Here is a 23,418-nt window from a genome sequence, read left to right as displayed (position 1 = left end):
GACTGCTATGAAAGATTTAATCCAACAAGAGTTAGAAAATCTCGATCTAGAACAACTCAAACAAGTATTTGAATTTATTACCTTCTTAAAATTCCGTGCCAGGTTAGCTACTATTCTAGCAATCGATGAAACTAACTTAGCTGCACTCTACGGCGAATTTGCCGAAGAAGACCGACAACTTGCGGAACTCGGAATAAGCGAATATGCAGAACTCCTAAAACATGACGATTTGGCATGACAGTCAAATATAAAGAATGTATTATTTAGCGGTAAACTTTTATTTTCATAGGAATTAGGCACCGGGTCAGAAACCTGATTAGTTAAGCTTATTCTTTCTTTTTTACTCCTCCTCTGCGTTCTCTGCGCCCTCTGCGGTAAATAAAAAAATATCATCTTCAACTAATTACCAATTACCAATTACTAGCAAGATATGAAAGGTGAATCAAAATAAACTATTTAACCGAACTCGCTGGCAATTAGCCATTTCCTATGCGGCTGTAATGGGTGTGATTTTAAGCTTGTTGGGATTCGGCGTATATAAGGCGATCGCCCACGCTCACTGGGTAGCCATAGACCGGGAATTAGAATCGGTAGCCGGGACGCTGCACGACAGCCTAGAACTCAAATTGCAGCAGCCCGGACGCTTGGAACCAATCGTCAAGGAACTTTTGCCGAACCTCCGCGTAATTGGAGTTAACGGCATTAAAGAACAGTTGCCAGAGCGCCATACTTTAAGTGCTATTAACCAAAGCTATTACTATACCCGTTTATTTAATTATTCCGGAAAATTGATTGCTACTGCGGGCGCTTATCCAGCAGAATTACCTCAACAATTTAACTCCAAACACTGGCAAACAATCACTGACCAAAAAGGCAATATTTATCATCAAATTTCTGTATCGCTGCACACTCAGACGCAGAAAGATTGGGGATATTTTCAAGTGGGGCGGAGTTTGCAAGACTTCAACAGTTATCTCAGTACAGTGAAATTGGTTTTGAAATTGGGATTGCCGACAGCGCTTGTTTTGGTAGGATTTTCTAGTTGGTGGCTGGCAGGATTGGCAATGAAACCGATTTACTCTTCCTACCGACAAATTCAACAGTTTACAGCGGATGCCGCCCACGAATTGCGGACGCCTTTAGCGGCTTCGCAGGCGACAGTAGAATCGGCGCTGTTAACGCCTCAATTAGATGAAAAAGAAGCGCGGGAGACTTTGCGGACTATCGATCGCCAAAACCGACGACTGACTCAGTTAGTTGCGGATTTGCTGCTGCTGGCCCGCATGGATAATCAAGCCATACCCTCTCGCGCTCAATTGTGTTGTTTGAATGACCTTGTTAGCGATTTAGTCGAGGAATTGGCCGCAATGGCGATCGCTTCTCAAATAGCGCTAACATCCGAAATCCGCGTACAGCAGCAATTAAATGTTGTCGGCAATTCCGACCAACTTTATCGCTTAGTTGCTAATTTAATTGTTAATGCCATTCAATACACTCCGGCGGGCGGGAAAGTAACAGTTATTTTAGATTGCAGTCACCAGGAGGCGATCGTTCAGGTTCAAGATACGGGTATTGGGATGGCGGTGGCAGATTTAGCGCGAATATTCGATCGATTTTACCGAGTCAACAGCGATCGATCGCGCAATACCGGCGGTTCGGGACTGGGATTGGCGATCGCCCAAACCATAGCCCGGGCACACCGCGGCAGCCTCAGCGCCCGCAGCGAATTGGATTCCGGCAGCACCTTTCTCCTGCGGCTGCCTTTGTGAGTTACTATGTGAGGGAAACCGAATCGTCTTTTTAGGGTAATCCCTTTTGCAGAAGATAGCGCGATCGCCGAAAATCATTAAATAGCTATTTCTAAGCAATTAGCAGTCATCAGAGAGAAAAATTATGACAGTTTTAGAACAGGGAACAATCTCAATCCATACCGAAAATATTTTCCCGATTATCAAGAAGTCGCTATACACCGACCACGAAGTCTTCTTGCGGGAACTAATTTCTAACGCCGTCGATGCCATTGCCAAACTCAAAATGGTTTCTCGTTCCGGCGAATACAGCGGCGACATGGGCGAACCGCAAATCAACATAGCGATCGACAAAGAAAACAAAACACTCTCAATTACCGACAACGGCATCGGCATGACCGCCGACGAAGTAAAAAAATACATCAATCAAGTCGCTTTCTCCAGCGCAGAAGAATTTATTCAAAAATATCAAGGCAGCGGCGACGACGCAATCATTGGTCACTTCGGTCTCGGTTTCTACTCTTCTTTCATGGTCGCTCAGAAAGTAGACATAGACACCCTTTCTTACCAAGAAGGCGCGCAAGCAGTACACTGGCATTGTGACGGTTCTCCCGCCTTTGAACTATCAGAATCCACCCGCACGGAACGCGGCACTACTATTACTCTTACCCTCCAAGACGAAGAACAAGAATATGTAGAACCCAGTCGCATTAAGCAGTTAATCAAAACTTACTGCGATTTCATGCCCGTTCCCATCAAATTTGAGGGAGAGGAACTCAACAAGCACAAAGCAATTTGGCGGGAATCAGCCAGCAATTTGCAAAAAGAAGATTACTTGGAACTCTACCGCTACCTTTACCCGTTCCAAGACGAGCCTCTGCTGTGGGTACACCTAAATACAGATTATCCTTTCATTGTCAACGGGATTCTTTTCTTTCCCAAACTGCGGCCGGATGTCGATGTTACCCAAGGCAATATTAAGCTATTCTGCAACCAGGTTTTTGTCAGCGATCACTGCGAAGAAATTATCCCGAAATTCTTGATGCCGCTGCGGGGAGTTATTGACAGTACCGACATTCCGCTGAACGTTTCTCGCAGTTCTTTGCAAAGCAATCGTACTGTGCGGAGAATCGCTGATTATATTGCGAAAAAAGTGGGCGATCGCCTGAAAGAACTTTACCGCGACGACCGTAACGAATACATCCGCTGCTGGCAAGATATCGGCACTTTTGTCAAGTTTGGAACTCTCAACGATGACAAGTTCAAAAAGCAAGTCGAAGATATCTTAATCTACCGCAGCACCTACGAACCAACAGCCGAGAAGCCAGAAACTGTAACGCCCGAAGTTCAGGTGCAAACTGAGGAAGGAGATCTGTGGCAAGATGTCACTCCGAAGTCGGAAAATTCTAGTTCCACGCAGCCTTACACGACTCTAAAAGAGTATTTGGAACGCAATCAAAAACGTCACGAAAATCGCGTGTTTTATTGTACGGAACCTGCGTCTCAAGCAACTTACGTTGCTATGCACAAAAGCCAAGGTTTAGAAGTGCTGTTTATGGATTCTTTCATCGACACGCACTTTATCAGCTTCTTGGAACGAGAATACTCAGATGTCAAATTCTCGCGGGTTGATTCCGACATCGACGAAACGCTAATTGACAAAGAGAAAGAAGCGGAAATTGTCGATCCGGCGACGAATAAAACTCGCAGCGAACAAGTTAAAGAAATGTTCCAAAAAGCTCTTAATAAGCCGAAAGTGAACATCCGCACAGAAGCTTTGAAGTCTGACTCTGCGGAGGGGACGCCACCTGCGATCGTACTTTTGCCCGAAGCTTTGCGCCGGATGCGCGACATGACGGCGCTTTTGCAGCAGCAAGCAGCGGAATTCCCCGAAGAACACGTTTTGCTGGTGAATACGTCTCACCCGCTGATTCAAAATCTGGCTAGTTTGAGTCAGGGTGCGATTATTCAAGGCGGCGGGGAGTCTCCGTCAAGTCAGTTGGCGAGTATGATTTGTCACCACGTTTACGACTTGGCTTTGATGGCCCAGAAGGGTTTCGATGCTGAAGGGATGAAGGATTTTGTCGAGCGATCGAATCAAGTGTTGACAAAATTGACTGAACGTGCAATGTAATTACCCCCCCAACCCCCCCTTGCTAAGGGGGGAGGCAAGAGTCTATTTCTATGGGTAAAGGGATAAGTGAAGCCTTCTTCGTTCTTCGTTCTTCCTTCTTCCTTCGGGTATAATGAAATGCTGCACGCAAAAAAACGGTAATCTGGAGGGCAATATGTCACGGAAATGTCAGCTAACGGGGAAGAAGGCGAATAACGGTTTTGCGGTTTCTCACTCGCACCACCGCACTCACAAATTGCAAGACGCCAATTTGCAGTGGAAGCGGGTTTGGTGGCCGCAGGAGAAGCGCTGGGTAAGATTGCATCTTTCTACAAAGGCAATTAAAACCTTGCAACACAAGGGTTTGGAAATCATGGCGAAGGAAGCTGGAATTAACCTGTACAAGCTTTAAAAAACTTGGCTAAATTAAAAGTAAGGGCGATCGCACTTTCATGTGTGCGATCGCCCTTACTTTTAGAGAAAAACTTTTACTAAAGCTATTTTCGGCATTTCAGTAAATAAGTAGTCATCTGGCCTTTGCCTTTAACTTCGATGGCGCCACGGTTTTCAAAGGAATACTTTTCTCGCAACTGCTGATAAGTTGTCTCTGTTACCTGAATACTCCCTGGCTTGCCGTGAGATTCCATGCGGGAAGCGGTGTTAACGGTGTCTCCCCACAAATCGTAAATAAATTTTTTAATGCCGATGACTCCGGCGACAACCGGGCCGCTGTTGATGCCGATTCTGATGCTGAAATCTTGGCTGTGGGTATTGCTGAAGTCAATAATTGCTTGCTGCATATCCAGGGCCATTTGGGCGATCGCTTCTGCGTGATCCGGGCGAGGAATTGGCAGCCCTCCAACTACCATGTAAGCGTCGCCAATCGTCTTAATTTTTTCCAAACCGTGCCTTTCTGCGAGGTTGTCAAATGTCGAAAAGATGTCATTCAGCAAGGCTACTAATTGCGTTGGAGAAACTCGCGAACTCAATTGAGTAAAGCCTACTATGTCCGCAAACAAGACAGTAACGTCAGCAAAAGTATCTGCGATCGTACTGTCTCCTCGCTTCAACCGATTTGCTATTTCTTCAGGCAAAATATTCAACAACAAGCGTTCTGATTGTTCCTGTTGAATTTGCAGGGCATTTAAAGTATTATTCAGAGCATGAGTTCGTTCTTTCACTCTAAATTCTAACTCTTCATTCAGCTTGTAAAGCGCCATTTCCGCCCGCCTGCGGTCTGTGATATCCGTACCGATTGCCAGCATTCCCACAAAATTTCCTGCCGAGTCAAACAGCGGTTTATTTGCCCAGGATACCCAAACGCGATCACCGCTGCGGCGGATACTTTCATTTTCATTGCGCGCGTATTGTTCTGGGTTTTGCAAAATATCTCTCAACTTTGCTGACAAGTCATTTCCTGTTGTATCTGTATGGGGAATAATTGTTCCCACGGCGTTTTTGCCAATTATCTCTTTTTCATCGTAACCAAAAAAGTTTGGTGCAAATTCGTTAAAAAAAGTAATATTTCCTTCTGTATCTAGTTTTAAAATAATGCTGTTAGCATTTTCCACTAATTCCCGATACTTAATTTCGCTTTGGCCCAGCGAATCCTCTGCTGAGGCGCGTTCGGCTACAGTGGCGGCCAACAGCAGCGAAGTAACTACAATTACGCTCATAAAAGCCTGCAAAAATAAGATTGCCTGATTGATATTTTCCGCTTTGGCAATAAAGGGGCCACCTCCCTGAGAACCGCCCCAAATGGCGATACTGGATACAATGAAAGATGCTATAACAGCCCCGCCCTGCCCGAATTGAATGGTTGCCCAAATTACCAAGGGAAATGGTAAGTATTCGAGGGGATAACCGGAGAGATTACTTTCACTTTTTGAGTTGTATACTAGCCAACTGACTGTTACTAATAACAGGAGGCATATTCCGGCACCGATGCGATTTACAATTGTTTGAGAATCTGTATTTTGTGAAGGGCTGGGCGCTGGTTTGTGGTTGTATATAATCAACAGCAGGGGAGTAAAAATTAAAACTCCTAATGTATCTCCGAGATACCAATTCCATCGAATGTGCCAATATTCGCTCCAGTCAATTAAACCAGTTACACAGAGGCGCAGCGTGCCGAGAGTGCAGTTGATTTGAGTGGCAACTACAGCACCCCAAAAAATTAAATTGACTACATCGATTAGCCGATCTAGTGACGGGCGAAACTTGAGTTTATGCAACAAAGTAAATGCACACAAAGCTTGTAAACAACCGCAAAAAGCACTAATTGCTGCACTTATTATGGATATATTGAGATTAATAGTCTCGTAAAAAAATACGCCTAAAGCTATTCCCGGCAAAACACGCCGACCAAATAATAAAATTGCCGCTTGTGCAATTCCTGCGGGCGGCCAGACACAGGTAGCTAATTTATTTACGCCGGGGATTGAAACTGCTATTTTTGCTCCCAAAGCGTAAGCAAAAGCAATGGCAGCTATTTGTGCTAAGTATTGCCAATTTCTAGATTGAGGAAATCGCAGAAACTGATTTTTGTTTTGGTTCATACTGAGTTTTGTATTTTTAACTAACTATAGTAATTGCGACTGAATATTAGCAGGACTTAGACATTTTCTAGCCACTAAAGGGGAGGAAAACCTCTGTGGACAAAGAAAACAGGTTGAGGATATAAAAACGCCTGAAACCTTTGTGCATACTAGATTTATGCCTACTAGAGCTAAAAGTCTTTCTAGCTATGGGTTTGAATCCTTTTTCGCTTCGGTTTTTGCCTAAGTCCCATTAGGAGGTTCTTAATTGCTGAAAGATGAGTTCTTATATTGCTACTTCCTTCTTCCTTCTTTTTATCCTGAGCGAAGCCGAAGGGCTTTTTTCCTTACTGCTATAACTTGATGCCTGTTAGAAAATAAGTGTTCATCTGGCCTTTGCCTTTAACTTCGATCGCGCCGCGACTTTCAAATACATACTTGTCCTGCAATATATCATAAATTGCAGACGTGACTTGAATGCACCCCGGCAAGCCGTGGGATTCCATGCGGGAAGCGGTGTTAACGGTGTCTCCCCATAAATCGTAAATAAATTTTTTAATACCGATTACTCCGGCGACAACCGGGCCGGTGTTAATGCCAATTCTGATGCTAAAATCTTGCTTGTGGGTATCGCTGAAGTCAGTAATTGCGTGCTGCATATCGAGGGCCATTTGTGCGATCGCCTCTGCATGATCGCTGCGGGGCATCGGCAGCCCTCCAACTACCATGTAAGCGTCGCCAATCGTCTTAATTTTTTCCAATCCGTGCTTTTCTGCTAGGCGATCGAATGTGGAAAAAATGTCGTTAAGCAAGGAAACTAATTGGGGCGGAGAAATCTGGGAACTAATTTGGGTAAAACCGACTATATCTGCAAACAATACTGTGACTTCGGCAAAAGTATCGGCGATGATGCTTTGGTCTTGTTTTAATCGGTCGGCAATGGGTTGTGGTAAAACGTTTAACAGGAGACGGTCAGATTTTTCTTGTTCTAAGCGCAAAGCTGCCTCAGCTTGTTTACGAGTTGTGATATCTTGAACAGTACCTTCGTAATAAAGCAAATTTCCGTAGGAATCGCGCACGGTATAAGTATTTTCGGAAATCCAAATTACGCTGCCATCTCGGCGGTAAATTTGAGATTCAAAATCCGATACTTTGCCTTGTTCTTCTATTAAGCGGACAACTTCGGCGCGGCGATCGGGGTCAACATAAAGTTGTTGGCTAATATCAGTTAATGTGCCGACCAATTCCTCGCCCGAACTGTAACCGTAAATGCGAAGCAAAGCAGGATTGGCGCTGAGATATTCCCCATCTGGGGTAGTTTGAAAAATGCCGACTATCGCATTTTCAAAGATGCTGCGGTATTTTTCTTCAGCTTGCCGCAGCGCTTCTTCAGCCCGCTGGCGTTGTCGCGCTTCTACGGCGAAAGTTACAGAGTCTCCTAGAGAAACAGCAAAACTTTGTTCTTCAATAGTCCAATAACGGGGAGTTTCTACGTGTTCCAAACAAATAACTCCTGCTGTTTCACCGCCTATTTGAATCGGCGTATCTAGCATGGAAGTGATGCCGAAGGGAACTAGGTAAGATTCCGCAAATTCTCTAGTTCTAAAATCTTGTTGTGCGTCAAAGGCAGCAATTGCGCGTTCTTCTCCCAGTGCTTGAAAATAGGCAGGATAGTCTGCTGCTGCTAATTCCAAGCCGTGTGAGTGCTGGTTGAGAGTGCGATCGAACAAATCCAGGCACTCCATCTTGGATTTAGTACGATCGTACAGCCAGACGCTCGATCGGGCAACTTCCAGAGTACGGCTAGCAGTTTCAGTTATTTCTTGAAGCGCTTTTGTTAAGTCGCCTTGATTCAGCGCTTTATTTTTGGCTAAATCAATTAATGCCGCTTTCTGTTTCTGTAGCTGAAGTTCGCTTTGTTTCAGGGCATTTGTCCGCTCTTCTACTCGGATTTCTAGCTTTTCATTGAGCTTTTGCAACGCTATTTCAGCTTTTCGGCGATCGGTGATATCTGTCCCGATGCAGAGGATGCCCAAAAGTTTGCCCGCTGAATCAACCAGCGGTTTATTTGCCCAAGATACCCAAACCCGATCGCCACTGCGCCGGATATTTTCATTTTCATAGCTGGTAAAGCGATCGGGATTTTGTAAAATTTGACCATAAACCAACTCTAAGTTATTCCCTGCGATGTCCGTCTGTGGAATAATGGTTCCCAAGGCATTTTTTCCCAGAATTTCTTCCTCCTTGTAACCAAAGAAATTTTCGGCGAATTCGTTAAAAAAAGTAATATGGCCCTCAGCATCCAGTTTCAGAATAATGCTGTTAGCATTTTCCACCAATTCTCGATATTTAATTTCGCTCTTTCGTAAAGAATACTCCGCTGATGTACGTTCAGCAACTGTTGCTGCCAATAACAGCGAGGTAATCGTAATTACACCCATAAAAGCTTGCAAAAATAAGATAGCCTGATTGATATTTTCGGCTTTGGCTGTGAAGGGGCCCCCTCCATGAGAACTGCCAAAAATTGCGATGATTGAGACAATAAACGATGCTAGGACAGCGGCTCGCTGACCGAATTGAAGCGCAGCCCACATGATCAAAGGAAACGGTAAATATTCCAGGGGATAACGAGAAATCGAAGCTTCATGTTTCGACTCAAATACCAGCCAGCTCACCCCGATCAATAATATTAACCATACTCCTCTCTCAATTAAATAAGCTTTCTTGGTTTCTGTTTGTATTTTTAAACGATTTGCGGTTACTTGAGGACGAATAAATATTAAAATTAAGGGAGTTATAATTAAAACTCCCATGGTATCTCCTAACCACCAATTCCATCGAGCAGACCAATACTCGCTCCACTCTATTTTGCCCGCTAAATACAGAGAAAATGCGCCAATAGTGCAACTGATTTGAGTAGCAATTAGACCGCCAAACAAGATTAAATTAATTACATCTTTCAAACGTTCGAGAGAGGGACGAAATCGGAACCAGCTCAGGGCAGTTACTGCAAAAACCGCTTGCAGAATTGCCCCGGCGTTTCCTCCCAGCCAAAGTGCAAATATCTGTTCACTTGGGTTAACCAAATTGAGCAAAAATGTACCCAAAACAATGGCAGGCCAGACTTTACTCCCAAACAATAAAAGTCCGGCTTGTGCAATTCCTGCGGGTGGCCACACCGAGGAAGCGAAGGGACTAACACCTTGAATTGAAATTGCTAGCCTCGCCCCCACGGCGTAAGCGACCGCAACGACAGTTACTTGGGCTAAGTACCGCCCAATTCGGGATTGAGGGAATCGAAGAAACTGATTTAAATTCAGATTCATATCGAGTGTTAAGTTTTAGGGAATTTCACATCAGAAGGAAGAAGGAAGAAGGAAGAAGGAAGAAGGAAGAGGGAAGAAGGAAGAGGGAAGAGGGAAGAAGGAAGAAGGAAGAGGGAAGAGGGAAGAAGGAAGAGGGAAGAAGGAAGAGGGGGGGAGCATCTCATATTTGTAAAAACACTTCTTCTGGCTCCTTCTTTCTTCCACTTTCCTCCTGCATCCTGCCCCCTGTCTCCAATTTCTAGCTGGGTGCTTTCATTGAGATGCTCCCAAGAGGGGAGCTAATGTAGGGTGTACACCGCGCACCTTGCGAGCCTAAATGTAGGTGCGCGGTGCGCGCACCTTACTGGTGAAAAAGGCTTAGTTGATGGCGGCTTCAATCCACTGTTTTAAAGTAGAATTTACTTCATCAACAAGAATTTCATGGGATTTGTGAGTTGCTCTTTCCACCACTTCAACTTTGCCTGTTTTCAGCGAACGACCCGGAACAATGCGATAGGGAATGCCGATTAAATCAGCATCTTTGAATTTAACTCCTGCTCGTTCGTCACGGTCATCGAGTAAGGTTTCAATGCCAGATTGGTTAAGCTCTGCATAGAGTTTTTCGGCGACTTCTACTTGTTGGGGGTCGGAAATATTGGGGATGCTAATGATGGCGTGATACGGGGCGATCGCCACTGGCCAAATTATCCCGTCTTTGTCGTAGGATTGTTCTACGGCAGATTGAGCTAGCCGCGACACGCCGACGCCGTAGCAGCCCATAACAAAGGGCATTTCTTCGCCTTGTTCGCTGGTGTAGGTGGCGCCCATTGCTTGGGAGTATTTGGTTCCTAATTGGAAGATGTGGCCGACTTCGATGCCTCTGGCGCTTTGCAAGGTTTGTTCGGGGTTGTGCACGGCCCTATCGCCTTTTTTGGCTGTTCTGACACCTACAACCGTTGCTGGTAGAGGAAATTCTTTGTTCCAATTGGCCCCGACAACGTGGTATCCTGATTCGTTTGAACCGGTGACAAAGTTTGTCAGGTCAACAGCAGTGCGATCGACTAAACGCAAAAACTTAGAGTTTACCTCCTTGCTCCCAGCGATATAATCATCAGCAACATCGGGAGCCATATAACCGAGAGGTAAAGATTTAGCAGCCCATTTCCGCTGAGCTTCCGCATCTGGAACAGTCAAAAATAAAACAGTTTTAGCTTGATAATTGCCCGCTAACTTCGTCAATTCATTCAGCAACTTTACCTGATTCACATCTTGGTCGCCGCGAATGCTTACCAATACCAAGACTGTGATGCCATTGTCGTAAACAGCTTGGTAAAGCACATTTTTGACAACTTGCGTCGGAGAACATTTCAAAAATTTGCAAAGTTTATCAATTGTTTCAGTTCCCGGCGTTTCCCGCTTTTCAAAACTTGCAAAGGGCGACGGTTCTACATCAGCCGGCATCGATACAGCCTTTTCCACATTAGCTGCATACTGACCATCTTCAGTATAAAGAACTTCATCTTCTCCCGCTTCAGCCAGCACCATAAACTCTTGAGAACCCGAACCGCCAATTGCTCCCGAATCAGCATCTACTGCTCGGAATTGCAAGCCAGATCGGCGCAGCATATTGCTGTAAGCTTGAGCCATATCCTGATAAGTTTTTTTCAGACTTTCTTCGTTTGTATGGAAAGAATAGCCATCTTTCATAATAAATTCGCGACCGCGCATCAACCCAAAACGCGGGCGGATTTCATCGCGAAACTTAGTTTGGATTTGATAAAGATGTAAAGGCAATTGCCGATAGGAACGAATCATATCTTTAGCAATTGTAGTAATTACTTCTTCGTGCGTTGGCCCCAGTCCCAATTCTCGCTGCTGCCTGTCTGTCATGGCAAACATAATACCTTCAGCTTGAGTGTAGGTGTCCCAGCGACCGGATTCCCGCCACAAATCGGCCGGTTGCAATTGCGGGAGGAGACATTCTTGAGCGCCGGTAGCGTCCATTTCTTCGCGCACAATTTGGGAGACTTTTTTGAGTACACGCCACATTAAGGGCAGATAAGCGTAAATTCCGCTGCCGATGCGCCGGATATATCCCGCACGCAGTAATAGTTTGTGGCTGGGAATTTCTGCTTCTGCTGGGTCTTCCCGCAGGGTGACAAAAAGCATTTGAGAGAGTCGCATAGCTAATTTCCTTAAAATACCGGATGATTGTAATTTTAGATCAACTTCTGATATTATCAGAACTAAGCCCGATTTGATTAAATATATGAATAAAATTTGGCAAAACTACGAAAAAGGTATGGCAGTCTTTGATGATTGTCACTCTTTTACTGTGCAATCTCAGTGGCTTGCCTTAAAAGATGAAATAGGAGAATTTGTTCGAGAACCTAATTTAAGTGAAATTTGGGATATTGTTCATGCTGCTGGTCGATTGCTTTACAAAATAATCGGAATTCCCTTATATTTACTGGCCTATCCTACTGTTCGCAAACACAGTCAACGTTTCGAGCAGTACGGCTGTATTCGCAGCATTCGCAACTGTGAGGGAAAATGCTGCGGCAAAAATTCGTAGCCTAGGCTGCAGCGCACCCGATATCATGTTTGTTGAATTGCCTGTAATTAGATTTAGAAACCCTCCCTCGCCAACGACTGATTATGCAGCTCAATCGATCGCAATTACTCGCTCGTTTTGAGCCTGAAAATCCGACGGAATCCTAACTCGGTAGCGCACTCTACGATATGTAGAGTGCATCACATCGCACTTTACTACTATTGATAATTGGTGGGGATTGCCCCCGCCTCAAACTTGCCCGTTTTATGCGAACTCTGCTGCTACCAATCCCTTAAAAAGTAATTTCTGACTTTAGACGGATTTATTTTTTAGCTTCCAGAGCCATAATAAGCAGTAAGGATGAGATCACTATAGAACTGAGTTACCACTCATCCCAATGTCACTAATAAGGCTTCCGTAAGATAAAGCCGAACCAAAACAAAACCTCATCTAAAGATTACAAACACCCCTAGAAAAAAGTTGGGGGCAATTTTCGCTATGCCGAGTTAGGCATAAAAATTAAGGAGGTAAATTATGTTTCAAAGCGAGTTATTAATGTCGCTGTACACTCCCCAACTCAATAGGGGTCAAATGCCAGTAGAAATGCCAGTAGAAATAGATGTGCCATTTAATCACCCCGATATCGGAGGTCTGATGTTTTTAAGCCCTCAGTTTTTCGTGGCATTAATCGCCGGAGTCATCATGGCTTTCGGCTTCCAATTCCTGTTAACAAATTTCTCGATCGCCGCCAAAATCTCAAATTGGGACGAGGCTTTAGCCGACGATGACGATGATGAGTCCGAAAGTTTAGGCACTAAAGTTCGGAAAATCGAAGGTTTAGTCGGAGGTTGGATTTTAGTCACAGTTAACCTAGCTTTATTTTTGGCTTGTTTTCTGGCGGTAAAACTAACTTCAATTGCCAGCGTAGATGGAGCGGCAATTATTGGTGTGGTCATCTGGGCAGCGTACTTTTTAACCCTTGTATGGCTCGGTTCTAGCGCCGTCGGTTCTATGATCGGTTCCTTGATAAAAACTGCTTTTTCAGGCGTTCAAGGCGTCATGGGTACTGCTGGTGCAGCGATCGGCGGGAAGATGGCTAGCGACCAAATGGTGAATACTGTAGAGGCATCTGTTGCCGCTGTCCGCCGCGAATTGAGTTCCGCGGTAGACCCCGATAGCATTCGCGAAACACTGCAAGATTATGTGGGTGCTTTGCAGTTACCGAAACTAGATGTTAAAGAAATTCGCGGTCAATTTGAAAAGTTGCTGGGCGATGCAGATATCAAATCTCTTGCGGGAAGCGACGTTCTGAAGAATGTTAACCGCCAGACTTTTGTGGATTTAATTAAGAGTCGCACAGACTTTTCTCAAGAGGAAATAACTCAAGTTGCCGACCAACTCGAAGGCGTTTGGAAGCAAACATTCGGCAAGCAGCAAGAGCAAAAAGACCCGAATTTGGAGTTGGTGGATTTTCTCAAGTTTGCGGCTCCAGATTTGCTGAAGTCGGACGAACTCAACGCCAAGCTGTCTCAAATTCTGGAAAGTAGGGAAAACAAATCGGAATCCAGCAGCGGCATGAAGCGAGCGATGCAGTTGGGTGTGGAAGCTCTTGTGGGCACTGTTTTGTCGCGGACGGATTTGTCTGATTTGGATGTTGAAAAAATCTCTGGTCAGTTGCAGCAACTGACAGCCAAAGGGACGGAACAAGCTAAATCTTTGGCTTCTAAGGTGGGTGACAAAGTGCCTGCGCTGCCTTTCAATACAGGTAAGGCTGATGTGGAAAACTACTTGCTGAATACCCAACCTTGGCATCTCAACCGGGAGACAATCAAGCAGGAATTTAGGGATGTGATTTACGACCCGGAAGCTTCTCCGGGAGCTGTTTTGCGCCAGTTAGAGCAGTTTAATCCCGATTATTTTGTAGGGATTCTGCGCCGCCGCGAGGGGTTTGCTCCTGAACAGGTGACGGAAATTGCCGAACAGCTTGAAGGTGTCCGACAAGAAGTGTTGGAAATTGTGCAAGCTGCTGCTGGTGAAGAACAGTCTCAAGATTTGCGGAGCCGGATTGAGAATTATTTGCGATCGACTGGCAAGGAAGAATTGAATCCTGAAGGTATTGAGCGGGATTTCCAAGCGCTTTTGGAAGATCGGGATGCTGGTTTCGAGGCTTTGCGCGATCGCCTGTCTCAGTTTAACCGCGATACCTTGGTGCAGTTGCTCGGTCAGCGGGAGGATTTCAGTCCAGAGGAAGCCGATCAGTTAATCGGCAGACTGGAGAGTTCGCGCGATCGCGTGATTTCTAAAGCTCAAGAATTGCAAGAGCAAGCGCAATCGAAAGCGCAAGAATTGCGGCAAAAGGTAGAAGACTATCTCCGCAATACTAATAAGGAAGAACTCAATCCTGAAGCGATCGAGCGCGAGTTTCAAACGCTTTTAAGCGACCCGGAAGCCGGATTTAAATCGCTGAGAGAACGCTTATCCCAATTCGACCGCGATACGCTGGTGCAGTTGCTGTCACAGCGGCAAGACCTCAGCGAAGAACAGATAAATCAGGCGATCGACCGCATCGAATCTGTGCGCGACAATATTATCCACGCCCCGCAAATAGTTGCAGATAAAGCTAAGGAGCAGTACGAGGAAGTTACTGCAAAAATTGGCGAGTACCTGCGGAATACTAACCTGGAAGAACTCGATCCTGAAGGCATCAATCGGGATTTGACCAAATTGTTTGAAAGTCCGAAAGAGGGTGCATTGGCACTTCGGGATAGACTTTCTCAGGTCGATCGCGAAACTTTAGTTCAGTTGCTGTCGCAGCGGGAAGATTTGAGCGAAGAACAGATCAATCGGACGATCGATCGCGTGCAAGATTCGATTCGCAGCATTGTGAAATCGCCCCGCCGCTTGGCATCTCGCGCTCAAAAAACAGTCCGGGATTTCCAAGGAAGTTTGGAAAATTACTTGCGGAATACGGACAAGGAAGAACTAAATCCTGAAAGCATCAAACGCGATTTACAATTGCTGTTTAGTGAGCCGGGAGCGGGGATGCAAAGTTTGGGCGATCGCCTGAAGCATTTTGACCGCGATACTCTGGTAGCACTGTTGTCGCAGCGGGAAGACATCTCGCAAGAGGAAGCTAACAGAATTGCCGACCAAATTGAATCTGTCCGCAACCAAATTGTCGAACAAGTTCAAATGGTTCAGGACAAGTTTCAGTCAGCAATTGATGGTATTTTCACGAAAATTCGCGATTACCTCAATTCGCTTGATCGACCAGAGCTCAACTACGAAGGCATCAAGCGGGATTTCCGCAAAGTGTTTGACGACCCGCAGGCCGGATTTGACGCGATTAAGGAGCGTTTAGGTGAGTTCGATCGTGGTACTTTAGTTGCCCTACTGAGTTCTCGTTCCGATATTTCCGAGACAGACGCGCACCGAATTGTTGACCAAATGGAAGGAGCCCGGGACAGCGTTTTATTGCGATCGGAACGCCTGCAAACTGAAGCTAAAAAACGCCTGAAACAGCTCAAAAACAAGGCAAAGCAGCAAGCAGAAGATGCGCGCGAAGCCGCCGCAACTGCTGCTTGGTGGCTGTTCGGTACGGCTCTGACTTCTGTGGTTGTTTCGGCTTTGGCTGGAGCAATAGCGGTCGGTGGTATTTCGGGTTTGTTTAGCTAGACTTTCCACGAATTGGAAATAAAGTTCTCCTGATTCTAGGCTGGCTATTTGCCAGCCTATTTTCTTTGAGTGACACCCGGCTTTTTTAGTCCACCCGACCCTACATCCTGCCACGTCAACTGCGGCGGACTTTTTTTCTATAGTGAATTCTATTCGCCGAGAAAACTAGGAGGAAATACTTTAGATAAATCGAGGGAGAAATCCCCAAAATTAGGCAGGGCAACTGTCTCGTTAGGCAGAAAAATTCTCTTGACGCGATAACCAAATTGGCCTTGGGAATTCTGATAAGGTTCGCTGTAACATTCCAAACAAATTTCTAATAAATTAAATATCCAATAATCAGAGATACCCGCTTCAGCATAAAGGGGCAACTTGACTTGTTTGTCGTAATTCAAAGAAGAATCCGCAATCTCAATCAGTAACAATATATCCGCAGCAGTGGGGTGACAGGATAAATAGTCATCAGGGCGATTTTGCACGATCGCGCGATCGGGTTCTGGTTCGCTGTCATTAGGCAGAATAATCGGTTGTTGCCCCCGCAGGGTCGCCCTTTCTCCCAGCAGCTTAAATAACTCGCGTTCCAAGCGTGTCTCGCAAACAGAGTGAGCCGTACCTTTAGCAGCCATGTTGACAAGTTCTCCCTTGATTAACTCAACTCGATCGTCCTCACTAAAGAACCCCAGTTCTGTCAGGCGGTGATATTCCGCTATGGTGAAGCGTTTTGCAGTTGCGATCGACATAACAGCACCTCAATACAGGTCTGGTGCGATTATAGGCGATCGTCGATCGGCTAAACAATGCTAATCATGAGCACGGGTAACAACAATCTTGTCAAAATTTCCTCATCCTTTGGTTGCAAATTTTCCCAATTTTGGTGAATTTACTCCCCGAACTTATGTGCGGGATCATCTCTGTCTTAAGCAAGATTCTAGCCTCACTCTTTATTAGGTACTTTAACTTAAGTAGCAAACAAAAGTTTTCTAAACAATAAGAAAACTGAGCAATACATATTATTTTGGAGGCTTGAATGACATTTACTACTGCCGGTGCTTACGACCAAGGAAAAGCAGATATCCAGAGCTTGAGTGTAGACGACCAATTAGGTGTGCTGTGGTTTATTTACACCGAAATCGGCAAGTCAATAACGCCAGCGGCTCCCGGTGCTTCGGGTTCGGAAATCGCTCAGGGTTTGTTCGAGCAAGTCAAACCGCTGCCCCACGAAGCACAACTGCAAGTAATGCGCGACATTGCCTCAAAAGCCAATACAGAACTCAGCCGGATGTACGGCTCGATGAGTCCTGAAACCAAGCTGGCTTTTTGGTATTTTCTAGCAGTAGGAATGGACGAAGGAACTATTATTCCTGTGCCTCCCGACTATCAACTTCCCGAAGCAGGAAAAGCTTTATTAGGAAAGGTTCAGGCGATGGACTTTCAGCAACAAATTGATTTCCTTCGCGGTACAGTTTTAGAAATGGGTGCTGAAGCCGCTCCGGGGGCTGGCATTTAAAATAGGACTTACGAAAAAAAACCCGGTTTCTAGGAGAATATTGGGTGCAGCAACGAGGCATCTAAGAAGAAAACGGGTTTTTAGCCGTTTGATGCGTAAGTCCTCAAAAAGATTAGTAAGCAACTCAAACTAATACGCCGTGCCAGAAACCCGGCTTATTCAAGAAACCGGGTTTCTGGCTGTTCTGTTTTTTTAGGTTTACGGCGAATACCCGCACTTTACAGCTAATAACTGAATTCAAGGGATTTGTTGGCCACAACTTCCGGCGCACCGACTGTTAAACGCATATCTTCGCAGCCAAAAGTTAGCAAGGGGTGGCCAAATTTTAAACTGGCAAAAGGACTTTCTTCGGCCACTTCTACTTCGCCTTTAATCAAACCGATGCGAGACAGTAATCCTCCTTTAAACAACAGCAAATTGCTGCGGTCAGCGCTGAAAACATTTCCGCTAAAAGGCAGCGGTAAGGCTAAAGTTTGCTTGCTGTAATTGAGACTGCACAGTGGACGGTTTCCTTGGCTAACTGTGACGCGGTAGCCTAGCGGTGCTGCCTTTACCGAATCGCTGCCTTCCCAACTAAATGTAGCTAATTCTTTAGGAAGTCCCCAAATTTCGCGCCCGCCGGCTACCGAGTTAGGGTTGTCTACGTAAATATGGGAAATCCAAGCGCCCCATTTTCCTGCATAATTGGCGATCGCGCTAACTACAATTAACTCATTGTATTGCATCACCGAACCCAACCCGTAGGACGATATATAAATGCCACCTAGGGTTTTTCCGGGCAATAAAGAGACAATTTCTAACTCAGAGGGAACCAAGGGGCGCACTCGTGCCACATCTACCAATTGTAAAGTCTGAACAGCATAACCTTGCAGATTCCAAGGTGCAGGTGGATATACCATTTTAAGTGATTTTAAGCTTGAGCTTTTATACTTAATTTTAGCTTAAAGCCTAAAAAAGTTGTTTGGGGGCGGGTTTAGTAATATTGTGAGTGGGAATTAGATATTTTCGTAAAACCCGCCCTACAGACACTATCCGCGTTAATCCGCGTTCATCTGCGGTTAAAAACCTCCAAATCTACTTACTCGCATAACCCGTACTTACCAAAAACTCGCGCAACTTCCCAAAGAATTGAGTGCGATCGCGCCCTTGATAAACTCTCTCCAACAACTGCCAACCTTCCGCCTCTTGGCCCATGACATACTTGTTCGCCAGGAAGGCCGCTAAAACCCCTTTCACCTCCCCATTTTCACTCAAACGCTTGTTAGATTCCAGCCAAAGCTCAGCAGAATTCGTGTATACTTCCACCGGATACTGTTTGCTAACATCTTGCATTTGACCTTGGCGGTACTGCCAAATTTGCAGCGGAAAGCGAGAATCAGCGTAATTTGTAAAAGCCTCGGAAAATCTGCCGTCCTGGCTCTTAAACTCGGGGATATCATTTTTGCCAAAATCCACTATTTCGTAACTCACATTGCCCCAAAAATGCTTGATGTGACTGTATTTGTTTGTCCCCGATTCGTAGCGGTAAATAAACGAATAATTGCAGCAGCGGACGCCGCTTTTGATTGACACTAAATCTGCCAGCACTTCCGGTTCCTTGTCCCCGTCCAAATCACGGATTCGCAGCGATAAAAAACGTCCTTCTGATATTTCTTCGCTGGCTCTTGTGTCGGGATTATCTACTAGAGAACGAGTCGGAATCAGCACTGGTTCTTCTAATAAAGTTTTACCGTCGCGGATAATTCTGATGCGGAGATTTTTAGCATTTTCTGCTTCTTTTACAAAAGAAACTTCCGCCCGAACTTTCCCCGCTTCCGAGATTTCTGTTGTTCTCGGCGGGCCGATATTCGGCGGAACTTGGGCGATATATTCCGCAGGAACTAAGGCAGTTTGGCCGGGTTTGGCGATCGCCTGACAGAAAAAAGTCGCTACTTCAGCGCGAGTAGCATTCCGAGTAGGTTCTAGCTGTTTAACAGCCGGATAATTGACCACGAGTCGTTTTTCTGTGGCGGCTGCGATCGCATTTCTTGCCAGTTCGGGAATTTGCGGCGCATCCTCAAAAGTCGCATCCAAAATCTCAGCCGCCGGCCCCGTAGGTGTATATTTCAAGCCGCTGCTTAAAGCTACCAAAGCCTGCCAGCGGGTAATATTCAAAGTGGGGTTAAAGATACTGCCACTGTATCCAGACATAAAACCCGTCTGATAAGCTTCTCGAATTGCTTTAAAACCCCAGTAATTTGTAGGAATATCTGCAAAATCCATCGGAGCGCGGACGGTTTTGGCATCGGGAAAAGCCATGCGAACCATCGCCGCAAACTCAGCGCGGCTGACGGGGCGATTCGGGCGAAAAGTGCCGTCTTCGTAGTAGCCACTGATGATTTTTTTTTCTGCTAACTCCTCAATGCAAGCTTGCGCCCAATGGTCGTTAACATCCTTAAATTTTGCTTCCGCAAATGCCGGCGCTACATTCAGGCCCGGAAACACTAAATTCCCGATGATTATGCCCAAAGCTACAACGAAAGCAATTACAGCTTGACTTTTGTGCGATCGAACCATAGAACAGACTCCTCTACTTGCAAATTGGCGATCGAAACTTTCGGAAACTTGGTTTATATAATATCAGCTACATTAACCAGATTTAATACCATTTATTAAAAATTTATCGACGACCAAGGACACGGCAGTGCCGTGTCCCTAATTTTTAGAGTTCCTATAATAAAGCTTACTTCGACTCTAAAGTCATCTCCATGGCCATTTTTGTTTTGATTGTTGATTCTTGAGAACTGCCAGCATTTTTAGCACTCATTTCGCTATTTGAACTAATAGACACAGTAGAGCGAAAAGGAATTAATCTATCCAAGCGCATTGTGGCTGCTCCCCGACCCTGAGAAGCAAAAGATTTTAGGGTTAAGGTAGCTCCCGGAGGCAGTTGGGGAGAGGTAATATTTTGGGGGTTTGCTTGCTGCTCTATACTTACATTCAGAGACGCAACTCCATTTTGCCAGCTAGCCAATTCATACGTAGCAATGTCATTCACATTAATGCCACTGAAATTAGAGAAAGAAGAAACGCGCCATTTGGCTCCTTTTCCGACGGCTTCGGCAGGCAGAGGCGAGGCAAGTTGCTCTAGAGATTTAGACATTTGTCGAACCATTTGTTTGACGTTGTTGTCAGCTCCTTCGGGCAAAATAATGTCACCTCCTTTATGAAAACCGCGATTGTCCATGATGAAAGAGCCTTTCACTCCCACCATGTTTTTGAGTTCAGAACGCATGGCATTTAGCGCCGCGGGCTGGGCATTTCCAGTATCACCGACGATATCTGCATTAGTGTAAGCAAACTCGTAGTAAATATCGCCGTTGGGATGGATTTTAGTGACTTTGGTCTCGAAAGTCATCACCGATACTGGAATTTTAGCCGCAGCCGAAGACCGACCAGATGCGGATATGTCCATATCCATTTTTACGGTCATCACAGTGGTTTCTTTGACATTAATAGCTGGTTTCAAACGCAGTTGCTGTCGGGGTTCCACTCCCGGATTTAGCAGTTCCACTTGCGGGGTTTTGGAGTTGCGGACAAGCGCGGATACGCCAGGGGCTGGCTGCTGCACGACAAGTGGAGTTTCCGCACTGAGGGAAGCAGGAGAAAGCTCGATCGCCCATCCGGCACTTACCAAACAAAGAGATGCAATAAACTGTCTTTTTTTCATTAACTTAATTTCCTGTTATTTGAATGTTGGTCTGTTCCCACAGGCGATCGACTGTCACGAATTTGTAACCTTTATACAAAAGCAAGGGAATTATTTTGTCCGCCGAAGCTGCAACATCTTCGCCGCCGCAATAGCCGTCGTGCAGTACAATAATAGATCCGTTTTCAGTTTGCTGCACGATTCGACCAATAACTTTCATAACCCCCGGTCGCACCCAATCTTCGGGGACGACGCTCCACATTACGGGGCGATATTCCCACTGTTGCAATAACTCTAATGTTCGTGGCGTAAAAATGCCGTTGGGCGGGCGCACGTCCCGGATTAATTTTGGGTCTAAATCGCAAGCTTTGGCAATTGCTTTTTGGGTATCTTCTAAACTTTGTTTGAGTTCGTGGGTTTTGAGTTTTGGAAACGATATATGCTGATAGCCGTGGAGGCCGATCCAGTGTCCACGATCGTACACTTCTTTAGCCGTTTCTGGATGCCTGTCAACGCAAAAACCTAGCCAGAAAAAACTAGCTTTGATGTCGTATTTATCTAAAATTTTTAACAGTTGAGGTGTGTGCTGACGGTGGGGCCCGTCGTCAAATGTGAGGGCAATTTCTCGGCTGTTGATATCTCCAGTCCACAGACATCTGGGAAAAGCAGATTTGAGAATGGGATGAACGACAGGAAACAGGGGTGCTAATGGCATTGATTAACCTTGATAAATGCGATCGGGTAGAAATGAAGCTGCGTTACAATAGAATAAAGTTAACCCAATCGAGGTAAATATGACAACTGCCGTTGATATTGTAACGCTAATTGTCAGCACGCCAGGAACTGCAGACGGCCGCCCCCGCATCGCCAAAACCCGAATTACCGTAGAAAATATTGCTATTGATTTTAATGCTGGGCTGCCTCCAGAAAAAATCATTGATTAAAAACCGCATTTGACTCGATCGCAAATTTATGATGTACTAGCCTGCTATTAGGCGAACCCAGACAAAATAGACGCAGATATAGCAGCAAAAAAACACTGATCGAAAGCGCTTTAAATCGAAAAATACCATAAATTTAAGCCGTTAATATAGAATAAAATAGCCAAATTTAAAAGGTTAAATTGTATCTAAATAGCTGTCTATAATAGATGAGCCATCGCCATTAAAAACTGCCTTAAGTCTTTTGATAGAGCTTCAAACTATATCCGATCGCATCGACCTCTATCTCACGGTCGATGCGATTGCCCTACACTGTCTTCCTATACTAAAAACCAGCATAACTAATCGAAAAACGATCAAGGAGGAACAATGACCGAGGAATATTTAGCCGAACGCACAGTTTCAGCCGTATTTAAGGAAGAAGAACAATTAGACGGCGTAATTCGGCGGTTGCTCGATCGCGGAGTTTCCCGCGACCACATCTCAGTAATGGGAAAAAACTTTCAATCTAAAACTAAAATTGCCGGCTTTATTACTAAAAAAGATGTGATATTAGGCGGTCTCCGAAGCGGGGCGATTTTTGGTTCCTTATTCGGTTCTTTTTTGGGTTTGCTAACTGGCGTCGGCGTGCTGTTTATTCCCTTTGTCGGTGCAGTAGTATCGGCGGGCCCGCTGGGTGCGGTACTGTTGGGTGCAGCTAGCGGCGCGATCGCAGGTTCGGCCGGTGCGGGTCTAGTTTCCGCTTTGGTCGCTTTGGGAATGCCCGAAGAGAAAGCAACTATCTATCAAACCCGCGTTGAAGCAGGCGAATTTCTCGTGATGGCAGAAGTTCCTGCAGATAAATCGGGCGAATTTCAACTCTTGCTAGAAAGTGCAGGTGGCGAAGAAGTTTCAGTTAGCGAAATGACGCTGCCGCGCGCCGTCAAAGGTCGCTGCAATAGTCCGGCAGATTTATCTCCAGAAGTGCGATCGCACCTGTCGGAAGCTGCTCAAAAAACCTTTATGGAATCCTACAACGCCGCATTTGACGAAACCAACGACTCGATACAAGCGGAACACACTGCTTGGGCCGCCATTCATCAGCAGTACGAAGAAGATGAAAGCGGCGTTTGGACTAAGCCTTTAGCGAAAGTCTAGTCTTCCAATCGCAGTAAACTAATAAAAAATACAATCAAGCCTCTAGAACTGTGGTTCTGGAGGCTTTGACGATTTTAGATTTTAGATTTTCTAATTGTGCAAAACTTAATTATATTAAATATACTTTAGATTTTCTAATTGATTGTCAACCACTTAATTTTTAATAATTAATTTGGGAATTGCCGAAAGTCGCCTTACTTTTTGAAAGTGGTA

The 23,418-nt window shown here is 45.3% G+C and carries 18 protein-coding genes; 10 read left to right on the top strand and 8 right to left on the bottom strand.

The window, feature by feature from the left end:
• Positions 1 to 7: 7 nt before the first annotated feature.
• The 4 genes from QT994_RS04490 (at position 8) to rpmB (ending at position 4,273) form a co-directional block, all read left to right on the top strand.
• Entirely contained in the window at positions 8 to 238 is a 231-nt protein-coding gene (locus QT994_RS04490) for a hypothetical protein (RefSeq protein ID WP_333172115.1), read from the top strand.
• Positions 239 to 437: 199 nt separating this feature from the next.
• The gene (gene rppB, locus QT994_RS04485) at positions 438 to 1,769 is read left to right on the top strand and encodes a two-component system sensor histidine kinase RppB (protein WP_333172113.1); all 1,332 of its coding nucleotides are present in this window, start codon (positions 438 to 440) and stop codon (positions 1,767 to 1,769) included.
• 124 nt (positions 1,770 to 1,893) lie between these two features.
• Positions 1,894 to 3,882 carry a molecular chaperone HtpG gene (gene htpG / locus QT994_RS04480; RefSeq protein WP_333046771.1) on the top strand — a complete coding sequence of 663 codons (1,989 nt, stop codon included), beginning with the start codon at positions 1,894 to 1,896 and terminating at the stop codon, positions 3,880 to 3,882.
• A gap of 154 nt (positions 3,883 to 4,036) precedes the next feature.
• Positions 4,037 to 4,273: a 50S ribosomal protein L28 gene (gene rpmB / locus QT994_RS04475; protein ID WP_006634309.1), complete on the top strand. Its 237-nt coding sequence runs from the start codon at positions 4,037 to 4,039 to the stop codon at positions 4,271 to 4,273.
• A gap of 85 nt (positions 4,274 to 4,358) precedes the next feature.
• Here the strand turns inward: rpmB and QT994_RS04470 are convergent, their stop codons facing one another.
• Together QT994_RS04470 and QT994_RS04465 are read right to left on the bottom strand one after the other, a co-directional pair.
• Positions 4,359 to 6,419, bottom strand: coding sequence for an adenylate/guanylate cyclase domain-containing protein (locus QT994_RS04470; RefSeq protein ID WP_333172111.1), 2,061 nt, complete (start codon positions 6,417 to 6,419; stop codon positions 4,359 to 4,361).
• Between the two features lie 332 nt (positions 6,420 to 6,751).
• Positions 6,752 to 9,724 carry an adenylate/guanylate cyclase domain-containing protein gene (locus QT994_RS04465; protein ID WP_333172109.1) on the bottom strand — a complete coding sequence of 991 codons (2,973 nt, stop codon included), beginning with the start codon at positions 9,722 to 9,724 and terminating at the stop codon, positions 6,752 to 6,754.
• 5 nt (positions 9,725 to 9,729) lie between these two features.
• On the opposite strand from QT994_RS04465, the gene QT994_RS04460 reads away from it, so the two are divergent.
• Complete coding sequence (locus QT994_RS04460; protein ID WP_333172107.1) at positions 9,730 to 9,966, top strand: hypothetical protein; 237 nt, start codon at positions 9,730 to 9,732, stop codon at positions 9,964 to 9,966.
• Between the two features lie 115 nt (positions 9,967 to 10,081).
• On the opposite strand, the gene proS is transcribed toward QT994_RS04460, so the two are convergent.
• The gene (gene proS, locus QT994_RS04455) at positions 10,082 to 11,887 is read right to left on the bottom strand and encodes a proline--tRNA ligase (RefSeq protein ID WP_333172105.1); all 1,806 of its coding nucleotides are present in this window, start codon (positions 11,885 to 11,887) and stop codon (positions 10,082 to 10,084) included.
• 85 nt (positions 11,888 to 11,972) lie between these two features.
• On the opposite strand from proS, the gene QT994_RS04450 reads away from it, so the two are divergent.
• Positions 11,973 to 12,278, top strand: coding sequence for a hypothetical protein (locus QT994_RS04450; protein ID WP_333046774.1), 306 nt, complete (start codon positions 11,973 to 11,975; stop codon positions 12,276 to 12,278).
• A 513-nt stretch (positions 12,279 to 12,791) separates the two neighbouring features.
• Positions 12,792 to 15,932, top strand: a complete 3,141-nt coding sequence (locus QT994_RS04445; RefSeq protein WP_333172103.1) for an MFS transporter — start codon at positions 12,792 to 12,794, stop codon at positions 15,930 to 15,932.
• Between the two features lie 149 nt (positions 15,933 to 16,081).
• Here QT994_RS04445 and QT994_RS04440 read toward each other — a convergent pair whose 3' ends face one another.
• A complete protein-coding gene (locus QT994_RS04440; RefSeq protein WP_333130216.1) occupies positions 16,082 to 16,672 on the bottom strand; it encodes a Uma2 family endonuclease in 591 nt (196 codons plus the stop codon).
• Positions 16,673 to 16,959: 287 nt separating this feature from the next.
• On the opposite strand from QT994_RS04440, the gene QT994_RS04435 reads away from it, so the two are divergent.
• Positions 16,960 to 17,439, top strand: coding sequence for an orange carotenoid protein N-terminal domain-containing protein (locus QT994_RS04435; RefSeq protein WP_333044976.1), 480 nt, complete (start codon positions 16,960 to 16,962; stop codon positions 17,437 to 17,439).
• A 224-nt stretch (positions 17,440 to 17,663) separates the two neighbouring features.
• Here the strand turns inward: QT994_RS04435 and QT994_RS04430 are convergent, their stop codons facing one another.
• The 4 genes from QT994_RS04430 to QT994_RS04415 all read right to left on the bottom strand — a co-directional run bounded on the left by QT994_RS04430 (position 17,664) and on the right by QT994_RS04415 (position 21,842).
• Positions 17,664 to 18,338, bottom strand: a complete 675-nt coding sequence (locus tag QT994_RS04430) for an acetoacetate decarboxylase family protein (RefSeq protein WP_333172101.1) — start codon at positions 18,336 to 18,338, stop codon at positions 17,664 to 17,666.
• A 175-nt stretch (positions 18,339 to 18,513) separates the two neighbouring features.
• A complete protein-coding gene (locus QT994_RS04425) occupies positions 18,514 to 19,995 on the bottom strand; it encodes an S-layer homology domain-containing protein (RefSeq protein ID WP_333172099.1) in 1,482 nt (493 codons plus the stop codon).
• Positions 19,996 to 20,161: 166 nt separating this feature from the next.
• The gene (locus tag QT994_RS04420; RefSeq protein WP_333172097.1) at positions 20,162 to 21,148 is read right to left on the bottom strand and encodes a hypothetical protein; all 987 of its coding nucleotides are present in this window, start codon (positions 21,146 to 21,148) and stop codon (positions 20,162 to 20,164) included.
• 4 nt (positions 21,149 to 21,152) lie between these two features.
• Complete coding sequence (locus tag QT994_RS04415) at positions 21,153 to 21,842, bottom strand: polysaccharide deacetylase family protein (protein ID WP_333172095.1); 690 nt, start codon at positions 21,840 to 21,842, stop codon at positions 21,153 to 21,155.
• 79 nt (positions 21,843 to 21,921) lie between these two features.
• Here QT994_RS04415 and QT994_RS04410 point away from each other — a divergent pair, with 79 nt between their 5' ends.
• Entirely contained in the window at positions 21,922 to 22,071 is a 150-nt protein-coding gene (locus QT994_RS04410; RefSeq protein WP_333044985.1) for a DUF433 domain-containing protein, read from the top strand.
• A gap of 366 nt (positions 22,072 to 22,437) precedes the next feature.
• Positions 22,438 to 23,205 (top strand): ChaB family protein, encoded by a 768-nt coding sequence (locus tag QT994_RS04405; RefSeq protein WP_333172093.1) that lies wholly within the window; start codon positions 22,438 to 22,440, stop codon positions 23,203 to 23,205.
• Positions 23,206 to 23,418: the final 213 nt, after the last annotated feature.

This window comes from Microcoleus sp. S13_B4, from assembly GCF_036700885.1.
Classification (GTDB): Bacteria; Cyanobacteriota; Cyanobacteriia; order Cyanobacteriales; family Microcoleaceae; genus Microcoleus.
This window is presented reverse-complemented; position numbering and strand designations above follow the sequence as displayed.

Bases quoted from the DNA above. Each gene is read 5' to 3' on its own strand.
- QT994_RS04490 (WP_333172115.1), top strand. From the start codon at position 8: ATGAAAGATTTAATCCAACAAGAGTTAGAAAATCTCGATCTAGAACAA.
- htpG (WP_333046771.1), top strand. From the start codon at position 1,894: ATGACAGTTTTAGAACAGGGAACAATCTCAATCCATACCGAAAATATT.
- rpmB (WP_006634309.1), top strand. From the start codon at position 4,037: ATGTCACGGAAATGTCAGCTAACGGGGAAGAAGGCGAATAACGGTTTT.
- QT994_RS04470 (WP_333172111.1), bottom strand. From the start codon at position 6,419: ATGAACCAAAACAAAAATCAGTTTCTGCGATTTCCTCAATCTAGAAAT.
- QT994_RS04465 (WP_333172109.1), bottom strand. From the start codon at position 9,724: ATGAATCTGAATTTAAATCAGTTTCTTCGATTCCCTCAATCCCGAATT.
- proS (WP_333172105.1), bottom strand. From the start codon at position 11,887: ATGCGACTCTCTCAAATGCTTTTTGTCACCCTGCGGGAAGACCCAGCA.
- QT994_RS04450 (WP_333046774.1), top strand. From the start codon at position 11,973: ATGAATAAAATTTGGCAAAACTACGAAAAAGGTATGGCAGTCTTTGAT.
- QT994_RS04445 (WP_333172103.1), top strand. From the start codon at position 12,792: ATGTTTCAAAGCGAGTTATTAATGTCGCTGTACACTCCCCAACTCAAT.
- QT994_RS04440 (WP_333130216.1), bottom strand. From the start codon at position 16,672: ATGTCGATCGCAACTGCAAAACGCTTCACCATAGCGGAATATCACCGC.
- QT994_RS04435 (WP_333044976.1), top strand. From the start codon at position 16,960: ATGACATTTACTACTGCCGGTGCTTACGACCAAGGAAAAGCAGATATC.
- QT994_RS04430 (WP_333172101.1), bottom strand. From the start codon at position 18,338: ATGGTATATCCACCTGCACCTTGGAATCTGCAAGGTTATGCTGTTCAG.
- QT994_RS04425 (WP_333172099.1), bottom strand. From the start codon at position 19,995: ATGGTTCGATCGCACAAAAGTCAAGCTGTAATTGCTTTCGTTGTAGCT.
- QT994_RS04420 (WP_333172097.1), bottom strand. From the start codon at position 21,148: ATGAAAAAAAGACAGTTTATTGCATCTCTTTGTTTGGTAAGTGCCGGA.
- QT994_RS04415 (WP_333172095.1), bottom strand. From the start codon at position 21,842: ATGCCATTAGCACCCCTGTTTCCTGTCGTTCATCCCATTCTCAAATCT.
- QT994_RS04410 (WP_333044985.1), top strand. From the start codon at position 21,922: ATGACAACTGCCGTTGATATTGTAACGCTAATTGTCAGCACGCCAGGA.
- QT994_RS04405 (WP_333172093.1), top strand. From the start codon at position 22,438: ATGACCGAGGAATATTTAGCCGAACGCACAGTTTCAGCCGTATTTAAG.